General features: G+C 33.4%; 8 protein-coding genes. 4 read left to right on the plus strand and 4 right to left on the minus strand.

Annotation, left to right across the window (positions count from 1 at the left end):
* Positions 1-562: PepSY-associated TM helix domain-containing protein (locus tag I130_RS11580; RefSeq protein WP_034923216.1), on the minus strand; the 562-nt coding region annotated here is incomplete at its 3' end.
* Between the two features lie 455 nt (positions 563-1,017).
* Here I130_RS11580 and I130_RS11585 point away from each other — a divergent pair.
* Together I130_RS11585 and I130_RS11590 are read left to right on the plus strand one after the other, a co-directional pair.
* On the plus strand, positions 1,018-1,320 hold the full coding sequence (locus tag I130_RS11585) for an Hpt domain-containing protein (RefSeq protein WP_232224056.1): 303 nt from the start codon (positions 1,018-1,020) through the stop codon (positions 1,318-1,320).
* Between the two features lie 12 nt (positions 1,321-1,332).
* Positions 1,333-2,040: a LytR/AlgR family response regulator transcription factor gene (locus I130_RS11590; RefSeq protein WP_034923218.1), complete on the plus strand. Its 708-nt coding sequence runs from the start codon at positions 1,333-1,335 to the stop codon at positions 2,038-2,040.
* 311 nt (positions 2,041-2,351) lie between these two features.
* Here I130_RS11590 and ligD read toward each other — a convergent pair whose 3' ends face one another.
* The 3 genes from ligD to I130_RS11605 all read right to left on the minus strand — a co-directional run bounded on the left by ligD (position 2,352) and on the right by I130_RS11605 (position 6,719).
* Positions 2,352-4,784, minus strand: a complete 2,433-nt coding sequence (ligD, locus tag I130_RS11595) for a DNA ligase D (RefSeq protein WP_034923220.1) — start codon at positions 4,782-4,784, stop codon at positions 2,352-2,354.
* 2 nt (positions 4,785-4,786) lie between these two features.
* Positions 4,787-5,563, minus strand: a complete 777-nt coding sequence (locus I130_RS11600; protein ID WP_034923222.1) for a Ku protein — start codon at positions 5,561-5,563, stop codon at positions 4,787-4,789.
* Between the two features lie 169 nt (positions 5,564-5,732).
* The gene (locus I130_RS11605) at positions 5,733-6,719 is read right to left on the minus strand and encodes an aldo/keto reductase (RefSeq protein WP_034923224.1); all 987 of its coding nucleotides are present in this window, start codon (positions 6,717-6,719) and stop codon (positions 5,733-5,735) included.
* A 548-nt stretch (positions 6,720-7,267) separates the two neighbouring features.
* On the opposite strand from I130_RS11605, the gene I130_RS11610 reads away from it, so the two are divergent.
* Positions 7,268-7,816 (plus strand): sterol desaturase family protein, encoded by a 549-nt coding sequence (locus I130_RS11610; RefSeq protein WP_232224057.1) that lies wholly within the window; start codon positions 7,268-7,270, stop codon positions 7,814-7,816.
* Positions 7,817-8,222: 406 nt separating this feature from the next.
* Positions 8,223-11,117: a M16 family metallopeptidase gene (locus I130_RS11615; protein WP_034923228.1), complete on the plus strand. Its 2,895-nt coding sequence runs from the start codon at positions 8,223-8,225 to the stop codon at positions 11,115-11,117.
* Positions 11,118-11,181 lie beyond the last annotated feature (64 nt).

Here is an 11,181-nt window from a genome sequence, read left to right on the forward strand (position 1 = left end):
TCCATTTGGATGAAAACTTAATTTTTAAACCAGATTTAAATGACTTCCATTTCCATTTTTTAGGAAACCAGATAATAATCCCGGATATAGCGAGAAATAGGAAAATAATGGTCGCTGTTCCTACAATAGGTCTTCCAATCTTAGTATCCAAAAGTAACCATCTATGCATCCTGAACATCACACCAAAAAATCCATCTAGTGATGATTTTTGAGGTTTTAATACTGCTCCTGAATAAGGGTCGACCATAAAGGCACTTCCGCGTCTATCTTTAGGAGATGTTTTAACCCTAAACTCATAAGGATCATTTGTTGTAGATGGGATCGTGATGGCAGTAATTACTCCTTCAGGAGACAAAATTTCATGTAATTCCTCAATGCTTAATTTTTCTGATTGGACTGAGACCTGAAGTTTTTCTATAAATAGACCTTTAATCTCCTCTTCAAAAACCAACATAGTTCCGCTAAAACAAACTAAGAATAAAATAATTCCGCTTGCAAGACCAAGCCACAGGTGAACATCAGTCATAAACATTCTAAAGGTATAAGCTTTCTTTTTCTTCATTTTTCAGAAATAAATTTTAAATATGATTATGTATAAGATCCCAGATTTCAAAAATAGTTTAATCTTGACAGGGCCAATCCTTGTGTAGTTTTAAACTATGTTAAATTATCCGGATTCTTCTCTATTTTCTCCGATACAGGAATAACTTCTGGAATAATTAAAAAAGAATAAAATATTCTATACTAAAATCAGCAGAAGGAATGCAATAATTCTTACTTTTAATAAACCGCACATTCTTTTCCTATTGTTTAACCCTACATAAACAGATTTTTAAAATAGAAAAAGAATACCTATACTATAAGAATACAAGTAGAGAATGATCAAGATTCTATTGGAATTTTACTTTCAATTGATATAAATTTTGTTGTTTGTTCTACTAGAAATATTGTGTAAAAAAATTTAGGAGAAGGAACTATATTTTATAGACCCCTAGCAAAATGATAGAAAAACCAAATATGTCCTACATCCATCAGATTTCTGATGGAGACAAAGAATTTGAAACTAAATTGCTTCGAGTTATAAAAAAGGAACTCCCCGAGGAGGCTAAAATTTATAGTCAAAATATAAGTAAGAAAAATTATCTAGGAGCTGCATCCAATGTGCATAAAATAAAACACAAAATTATTATTTTAGGTCTCCCTAAGTCTCATGAATTTGCAGATAATTACGAGAATAAGCTAAGAAGCGGCATTGCTAAAGAAGAAGCTAAGTTTGAAAAAATTCTACAGCAAATGCTAATATTTATAGATAAGCATTAAAATAACGACCAAATGAAATGCATTATAATTGATGATGAGGAAATGGCAAGAACCATCATTGAACAATTTATTAAAAAAAATCCTCATATAGAATTTGTAGGAGAATTTTCTAATGCTATGCAAGCTTTTAAGTTTCTGCAGCAAGAGACAATTGACCTTATTTTTTTAGACATTCATATGCCAGATTTTACTGGTTTCGATTTTATTCAGACTTTAAAAAATCCTCCAAACATAATCTTAACCACATCAGACAGAAATTTTGCGATAGAAGCTTTTGAGTATGATTGCATTGTAGATTATATTGTAAAACCAGTTTCACAAGAACGATTTGATAAAGCAGTTCAAAAAGCTTTAAACTTTAAAGCACCCGAAAATCCTCAAGACATCACTACTTCAATCAATAAGGCTGAAAATGATCTATATGTGAATATCGATAGAAGACTTATTAAAATTGATATCCCAACTATTTATTTAATCGAGGCTAAAGGCGATTATATTCTTATTAAAACTTCTGAAAAGAATTACACAGTGCATTCCACTCTTAAGAAAATTGAAGAAAAATTACCTGAAAATGTATTTTTTAAAATCCATAGATCTTATATTATCAACACTCAGAAGATTATTGATATTGAAGATAATAGTGTACTTATAGAGAAATTTGTAGTACCTGTTAGCAGGAATAATAAGCCGGAACTTCTCAAACGATTAAATCTTCTTTAAACACTCATCCATACGTTGCGACCACTGGTCTATTCAAAACTACATCCCATCGAAAATTTCATTTGCTTTCCCAGTATCGCTCTATATTTGAATATAGGTTAAGTAAAAGAGTTAGTAAATACCCTACTTTTTAAAAGATTTATTTTTTTAAGAATAGCTGACTCTTTTTTAATTTAACATCTTCAGCAAACTTCATTCAGATTTTTTCTTTTGCTACATATTAAGATCATGTTCTTTACAAAAATAGAGGAACCTAGAAAAGCTAATATGGTTACTACTTATATTGGGTTCCCGTGAAAATTTCAAAGATCTTATTTCTCTAGTCTCTGGATAGCATTCATCATATCTAATTCCTGTGATAACACCTTAGCAAAAAGATCTCCTTTTTCCTGAATTCTATTCAATATGTTTTTGATATTAAAATCTAAGATTTTAAGACCAGATTTAAGCTCACTCCATTCCAAAGGGGTTGAAACTGGAGCACCTATTTTTGGTCTTACGCAATAAGGCGAAGCTATTGTTTGTCCTTGTCTATTCTGAAGATAATCTAGGTATATTTTTCCTTTCCTATCCTTAACCGCTCTAGTCATACTTGTTAGTTCAGGCACTTTTTGTTCTACGAAATAACAAAGAAGTTTAGTGAAATTCCTAGCCTCTTCATACGTGTATTTAGCATTTAACGGTATATAAATATGGAGTCCACTGGAACCTGAAGTTTTACAAAACCCATTTATTTTAGCAACATCTAAAACTTCTTTTACAGCTTGTGCTACAATTATGACTTCCTCAAAAGTATTTCCCTTGGAAGGATCCAGATCAATTATAGTATAATCTGGATAGTCCAAATTATGTACACGAGAGTGCCAAGGATTTATCTCTATACAACCCAAATTAGCCATATACAAAAGGCTAGCTTGATTCTGACATAAAAGATAACTGATTTCCTTGTTCGAAGATTTGGAAAACACATCTTCCGTCTCAATCCAATCTGGTAGGTTTTCATTGTCTTTCTGATAAAATCCAGTTTTATTTATACCATTAGGATGCCGGTGTAAATTTTGAGGCCGATTTTTTAAGTACGGTAAAATATATTCTGAAACATTAAGATAATAATCAATAAGATCATATTTCGTATACCCATCATCAGTCCATAATACTTTATCTAAATTAGAGATAGGAACGTCTAATCCATCAACACTTAAAGTGGTGGAACTAGTCTTAGAAACATTGTTAGTTACTTTTGGCTTGTTTGTAATAGGAGCTGTAATCTCCTGGACATTTTTATCATTTCGAATTCCTTTAAAAACAGGATGACGCATGATTCCATTTTTAGTCCATTCAGAAAATTTCACTTCACAAATTAAAACCGGTTTTACCCAATGAGGATTTCTTCCTTTTAAATTTGGCTTTCTCTTAAAAGGATGATTTTCAACTTCAAGTTTTTTCAGTTGACCAAGTAATTTGCTTTGATCCTTTGCTGAAAAGCCAGAACCACAATTTCCAATATATTTCAATTGATCCTCCACATACCTCCCCAATATTAAACTACCAAAAATCCCCCCACCTCCAATAGAATCTGTATAGCCACAGATTATTGCTTCCTCTGTTTCTACGGCTTTAATCTTTAGCCAACTCTCACTGCGATAGCCTGGCGAGTAAATAGAATCAACTTTCTTAGCAATTACGCCCTCCATACCTGCGTCTATAGCTTTTTTATAAAGTGCTGCACCCATTCCTTCAATATGATCACAGTAATGCGTATGAGTTAAGTTTTCAATGACTTCAGAAATAAGACTTTTTCTTTCAAGTAGTTTAAGATCCAGCATACTATGCCCATTAAGATAAAGCATATCAAAAACATAATACCTCAAGGTTCCGGAAGTGGATTCATCATAATTTTGCAATGCTTGAAACTGCGGAATTCCATCTTCATTTACCACCACTACTTCTCCATCCAGGATCGCATCGTGCTCTACTCCTTCCAAGTCCTCAACTAGTTTCTTAAACTTTGTGTTATAAGCGATACCGTTTCGAGAATAAAGGCTCACTTTTCCATCTTTAATATGCGCCATAACTCTATAGCCATCCCACTTCAATTCATACACCCAAGCTTTATCATTAAAAATATCTTTAGTAGAAGAAGCCAACATTGGTTTTACAAATTCCTCCAACTTAAGTTTCTTAACAGAAGTTGTTTTATTAGTTGTTGAATTAGAAACATCTGTAAAAACTTCAGCATCATAACCGAGATCTGTAGAATATTTGTCTTTTTTCTTAATTAATAACCATTGGTTGTCTGCATCGCGGCGTTTAGTGTGAACTAAAGCAAAGCTACCCTTGATCTTATTACCAGAGAAATCAATTTTTAAATCTCCTTTTTCAAACTGCCTAACAAGATCCATATGTTCGTAATCTGGAGCAATTCTATAGGTACCTTCATCCCATATAGTCATAATTCCCGCTCCATAATTTCCTTTAGGTATGGTTCCCTGAAAACTCAGATATTTCACAGGATGGTCTTCTGTTTGAATGGCCAATCGCTTATCCTCTGGATTCATGGAAGGACCTTTGGGCACCGCCCAGCTTTTTAGTACTCCCTCCAATTCCAGTCGAAGATCATAATGCAACCTACTAGCTTTATGACGTTGAATCACAAACCGACCTGCATTTTCATTGTTCAATTCGGCCGGAGGTTCCGGTGTTTTGTTGAAATCTCGTTTTTTGTTATAATCTTCTAATGCCATCCTTAGGAAGCTTTATTCTTCTTTTTCTTCTCCAAACTAGCTTTAAGTTGCGCCATTAGATCTGTGGCTGGAGTCGGTTTGCTTTCATATTTCTCAGGTTTTTTCACTTTCCCGGTTGATTTTGCTTTTATTATTTTCATCAACTGTTCATTGTAAACATCTTTATATTTTTCAAGATCAAATTTATCTGTGTACTGCTCAATTAAACTGATGGCCATATCAACTTCTTTTTTTGAGATCTTGGTGGTAGGCAATTTGAGTTCTGCTGGATCTCGCATTTCATCATCAAATCTAATTACATGAAGAACTAATGCTTTTTTATAAATACCAATAAGGCAAAGATTTTCCTTTTGACGCATCACAAAAGTTGCAACTCCAACTTTCTTGGTTTTTTTTAAAGCATCTCTTAAAAGATTATAGGATTTCCCTCCCTCCTTCTGAGGTTCTAAAAAATAAGGTTTTTTAAAAAGCACATCTGCCACATCAGACTCATTTATAAATTCCTCAATATCTATGGTTTTATTTTTTTTCAAATTTGCTTGCTCAAAGTCCTCCTTTTCCAAAACGATATAATTATCATCTTTTTTAAAACCTTTTACAATGTCTTTCCATTCTACTTCCTTCCCGGTTTCTTCATTAACTCTTTTATACCTAATTCGGGCATTATCATGTCTATCCAACATATCCAAATCCAGCTTTCTATCTTCAGAACCTGAATATAATTTAATGGGGATAGACACTAGACCGAAACTAATAGACCCATTCCAAATTGATCTCATATTTTTATTTTTTTTAGAGGTGGAAATTTAATTAGCGAATTAATAGCGCTTTTAACCATTCATCCATTTATTTATTGAAAACTTAAATCATTCTATACAAAATTCTTAGTTGAATATTATAATCTCTCTAAGATTCAGTAATAATATATAGTGAAGCCTATTTAGTATTCTAAGAGGTTTGTGCTTTTTCGTATATAAGACCTTCTTCCTTAAGCTCCTTCCAAAAATCTTCTGGTATTTTTCTTTTCCAGGCTTCCATATTACCCACCACCTGCTCTGTTTTACTCATTCCAGGAATTATAGCTACAAATTCATCTGAGGCCAATACAAAATGCATTGCTGCAGTGATAATATCGGTACCATGATCTTTTGCAATTGCCGCTATGCGATTGCGCTTATCCTCCATCCCTTTTGGAATTTGTTCTTTGTAATTGTAACGATTCCTTCCAGCTATAAAACCAGAGTTATATCCAGCTCCAGAAACTAGTTTCACACCATTTTTATTCACTGCAGGCAACAATCGATCTACAGCTTCTTCATGTTCTAAGATGGAGTACTGAGTTGCAGAAAGGCAGATATCGGGATCTGCAGCCTCCATACAATCAAGAATAGGCTGAATTTTATTTACACCCATTCCCCAAGCTTTAATTATTCCCTGATCGCGATAATCAGAAAGCACCTTGAAAGCACCTTTTTTAGCAATCTCCATATGATAATCATACCGGTCTCCTACCTGATCTTCAGAAAGGTCATGTACATAAACAATATCAATGGAGTCCAAACCTGTTCTTTTAAGACTTTTCTCTATAGAAAATTTGGTAGCGTCTGCAGAATAATCGTGTTTATAATCAAAGGATAAAGGGTTTTTCCACATGGTAGGTGGAACTTTACTATCATCAACTTTGTTAAAAAGTCGACCCACTTTAGTAGAAAACAAAAACTCCGATTTATTCTTGTTCTTTAAAAAATCACCAAAGCGGCGTTCGCTTTTCGTAAGGCCATACCAAGGTGAAGTATCATAATATCTAATGCCCAATTCCCATGCTTTTTCCAGTATACTTTGAGCTACTTCATCACTAATATTGTCAAAAGCAGTTCCTATAGCAACACCCCCAAGACCCAATTCATGTTCCTTCTGTATTTCCAATTTTTTCATTGTATTAATTTTTACGGTAACTCCTAGTAAAACTCACCAGTAATTTTTTCTATTAAATTTAGGAAGTTCTCTTTTTTGGCAGCGTTAAGGAAAGGTTATTTTTGAGTTGAAGATAAGCGTAGAGGTTAGGATTGGTTTACATGATTAGTTATGACTGCAAAGAATAAGTAAAAATCCCACTAGATTACTGGTTTCAACAAAGCTCTGTGAAAGCTTTAATGTCAAAAAAATAATTCCAATTGACTCATCCACCTATTATTAAGGTTTTTTTATAAGTTGATTAGTAAATATTCTAATTCCATTGTTATAAATTTAATTTGGAAGAAATCCCTCTCACATATAATATTATGGAAAGTTTGGTAAAATTATTCAGTGAATTTCTCTTGTATATTTTTATTTTTTTCCTCATTCTTGTTTTTAGATATTTTCTAGCTGTAGGTCTATTCTACCATTATTATTACATTAAAAACAAAGAAAAATTTCGGCCGAAAAGGTTAAGCAAGAGGCCTTATAAAAAGAAACAATTTAGAAATGAAATTAAATGGAGTTTGATTTCCTCGGCAATTTTCGCGATTACCGGGGCTTTTCTCTATTTACTTTACAATCTTGGATACACTCAGATCTACCTTAAATTCTCTATAAACGACCTATGGTATTTTCCACTAAGCTTGTTAAGTGTGCTTTTAATTCATGAAACTTACTATTATTGGGCGCACCGTTGGATGCATAAACAAGCGATATATAAAAAAGTTCATAAAGTACATCATGATAGTTTAACCCCTTCTCCATGGACTGCATTTTCCTTTCACCCTTGGGAAGCAATGTTGGAATCTCTAATTTTGCCTATACTTCTAGTCACTATTCCTTTGCACTTTAGCCTTGTATTATTTTATCTTCTTATTATGACTATTAGTAGTGTGATAAATCATTTGGATATAGAAATATATCCCGAAAAACTTCAAAAGAGTCTCTTCGGAAGAGTATTTATTGGCGCCACTCATCATCACTACCATCATTCGGAATTTAATACCAATTTTGGTTTGTATTTTACTTTTTGGGATAAATGGATGAATACTGAAAGTGATAAAATGTTATAAAATTATTTATAATTCCATCCAATTCAGCTTAAAAATTACTTATCACTTAAAAGAGCATATCCGCAATTCAGCTAAAAACTAACAGTAATCATGAATTTATACTAAAATTCTTCAATTTTAAAACAACAAATTTTTTTTATATACTCGTAGTTTTTAAAAAACTTTAGCTAAATATTTTGCAATGGGAAAAAGACCAATAAATGGATTCTATTAATCTTAGTTTAAAACTTAAATCAGCCTTATTCAACTAATTCATTATTAAATAATCTTATGCTTGTTGATATAATGTTATTTTGTAGACAATAAATGAGAAATAATCAATTTTATTACATTTTTCGTCGATAATATTCAATTTGCTAAAAATCAATTAATTATATTTAACCATCAAAAATCAAAAAATTCTAATATGACAAATTTAAAGTTTAAACTGAGGACTGTTATGCTTTCCTTAAGCGTCGTAGCATTTGTGTACTGCGACAAGGCTTCAGGACAAGAAAAAGCCAATCAAGGTCCTGAGTTATCAATCGAATTCGAAAAATACGAGTTGGATAATGGTCTTAATATAATCCTTCATCAGGACAAGTCAGATCCAATAGTTTCCTTAGCTATTCAATATGGTGTTGGATCTAACCGTGAGAAAAAGGGCCGTACTGGTTTTGCTCACCTATTTGAGCACATGCTTTTCCAAGAATCAGAAAATGTTCCACAAGATCAATTTTTTAAGAAGATCCAAGATGCAGGTGGTACTTTGAATGGTGGAACCTGGCAAGATGGAACTGTATATTATGAAGTTGTACCAAAGAATGCACTAGAAATGGTAATGTGGCTGGAATCTGACCGGATGGGCTACCTTATTAATACAGTTACCGAAACTGCCTTCGCAAACCAACAAGAAGTTGTCCAAAATGAAAAACGTCAGCGAGTAGACAACAATCCTTATGGACATACGGGTTGGGTAATTGACAAAAATCTATATCCAGATGGACATCCTTATAGCTGGCAGGTTATTGGAGAACTTGAAGATCTTCAAAATGCAACTGTACCAGATGTAAAAGAATTCTATGATAAATTTTACGGTCCTAACAACGCGACTTTAGTAATAGCTGGAGACTTTGACAAAGCAGCATCTAAAAAGCTTATAGAAAAATATTTTGGAGAAATAAAAAAACGACAGGAAGTGGCTCCTCTGGAAATACAGACGGTTACACTTACAGAATCTAAACGCCTTTACCACGAGGATAATTTCGCAACAGCCCCTCAACTTAACATGGTTTGGCCAGTAGTAGAGCAATATAACAAAGATGCTTATGCGCTGGATTTCCTTGGCGAAATACTATCTGATGGAAAAAAAGCACCATTATATAAAGTTCTCGTAGAAAAAAAGGAGCTTACTTCTCAACCATACGCTTACAATAACCCTAGCCAGATTGCCGGAAAATTTCAGATCTCGGTAACTGCGAATGCAGGTGTAGATCTAGATAGTGTAGAATCAGGTATTAAGGAAGCTTTTGCCTTGTTTGAAAAAGAAGGTATAACTGAAAGAGATATTGAGAGAATTAAAGCAGGACAAGAAACTGACTTTTACAATGGTATAAGCAGTGTTCTTGGTAAATCTTTCCAATTAGCCCAATACGATGTTTTTACAGGAGATCCTGGTTACATTAAAAAAGACATTCAAAACATTCGTGCAGTGACCAAGGAAGATGTAATGCGCGTTTATAATAAATATATTAAAAACAAGCCGTTCATTCTAACAAGCTTTGTTCCTAAAGGAAATTTAGATCTTATTGCTGAAAATTCTGAAAAAGCAGAAGTAGTTGAAGAAAAAATTACAGAAAATGTAGAATCTGAAGTGGCAGATGCACAACAGGAAATACAAAAAACCCCTTCAGAATTCGATCGTTCAGTTCAACCTGAAATGGGTAACACTCCTAAATTGAATATACCAGATTCTTGGAAAGAAACACTCTCTAATCAATTAGAAGTATATGGAATAGAGCAAAGAGAATTACCATTGGTGAATTTTAGTATTGTTATTGATGGTGGACATTTACTTGATGATTTAAGCAAAAATGGAGTTGCTAATTTAATGACAGATATCCTCATGGAAGGAACTGCCAATAAAACTCCTGCAGAACTTGAAGAAGAGATAGATATGCTTGGGGCAAGGATCAATATGTACACTACTAACGAATCTATTATTATTCGTGGGAATACACTTAGACGTAACTTTGATAAAACAATAGCTCTAGTTAAGGAGATCTTACTTGAACCTAGATGGGATGAGAAGGAATTTGCCCGCATCAAAACCAGTACAATAAATGGAATAAAAAGAAATGAGGCTAATCCTAATGTAATTGCAAACCAGGTTTACAACAAGGTTCTTTATGGTGAGAATCATCCTTTTGCGTATCCAACTTCTGGAACAGTAGAATCTGTTGAATCTATTAAAATTCAAGACCTAAAAGAATATTATAATAAGTATTTTTCTCCTACAGTGAGCCGTATGCATATCGTTGGTGATATTTCTAAGACTGAAGCCTTAAAAGCTGCAAAAAGTTTAGCAGAAAAATGGGTAGCTAAAGAGGTAAACATCCCGGAATTTGATGTTAGCAATGATCGTGATAAGTCATCCCTATATTTTGTAGATGTTCCAGATGCAAAGCAATCAGTTATCAACATAGGTTACATCGCTTTACCAAGAACCAGTGAAGATTTCTTCCCTGCCGAGGTGATGAATTATAAACTAGGAGGGTCCTTTTCTGGGAATGTTAACCTAATTTTACGTGAGGAAAAAGGATATACTTATGGTGCACGTTCTGGTTTCAGCGGATCTAAAATTCCAGGAACCTTTACTGCTTCCTCGAGTGTACGAACAAATACCACCGGAGAATCTGTAGGGATTTTTAAGGATGAAATCGCTAAATATAAAGAAGGTATAACTCCAGAAGATCTTGAATTCACAAAGAATGCATTAATTAAATCTAATGCTCTTCGTTTTGAGACTCAGGGTTCATTACTTGGAATGCTACAGGAAATGAGTTCTTATGATCTTGATCCTAAATATATCGAAAAAGAAGAGAAAATTATTGGAGCCATGACTCTTGAGCAGCATAAAAAGCTGGCACAAAAATATCTTGATGAGTCAAAAATGGCTTACTTGGTTGTTGGTGACGCTGCAACTCAGTTAGAGCAGTTTAAAGAAATGGGCTTTGATGAGGTAAAAGTCCTTGATAAGCAGGGAAATGAAATCAAACAACCAATAAATCTTAAAACAGAAAGCGAAAAAGTTAAAGATTAATTTAGAATCTTGTAGTAACAAAGAAACCCGCCGGAATGGCGGGTTTCTTTGTTTTATTTTCTAA

The sequence above is a fragment of the Gillisia sp. CAL575 genome (assembly GCF_000403785.1).
Classification (GTDB): Bacteria; Bacteroidota; Bacteroidia; order Flavobacteriales; family Flavobacteriaceae; genus Gillisia.

What these genes read in the sequence shown, in the direction of transcription:
- I130_RS11585 (WP_232224056.1), top strand. Translation starts at nt 1,018, where the DNA reads ATGTCCTACATCCATCAGATTTCTGATGGAGACAAAGAATTTGAAACT.
- I130_RS11590 (WP_034923218.1), top strand. Translation starts at nt 1,333, where the DNA reads ATGAAATGCATTATAATTGATGATGAGGAAATGGCAAGAACCATCATT.
- ligD (WP_034923220.1), bottom strand. Translation starts at nt 4,784, where the DNA reads ATGGCATTAGAAGATTATAACAAAAAACGAGATTTCAACAAAACACCG.
- I130_RS11600 (WP_034923222.1), bottom strand. Translation starts at nt 5,563, where the DNA reads ATGAGATCAATTTGGAATGGGTCTATTAGTTTCGGTCTAGTGTCTATC.
- I130_RS11605 (WP_034923224.1), bottom strand. Translation starts at nt 6,719, where the DNA reads ATGAAAAAATTGGAAATACAGAAGGAACATGAATTGGGTCTTGGGGGT.
- I130_RS11615 (WP_034923228.1), top strand. Translation starts at nt 8,223, where the DNA reads ATGACAAATTTAAAGTTTAAACTGAGGACTGTTATGCTTTCCTTAAGC.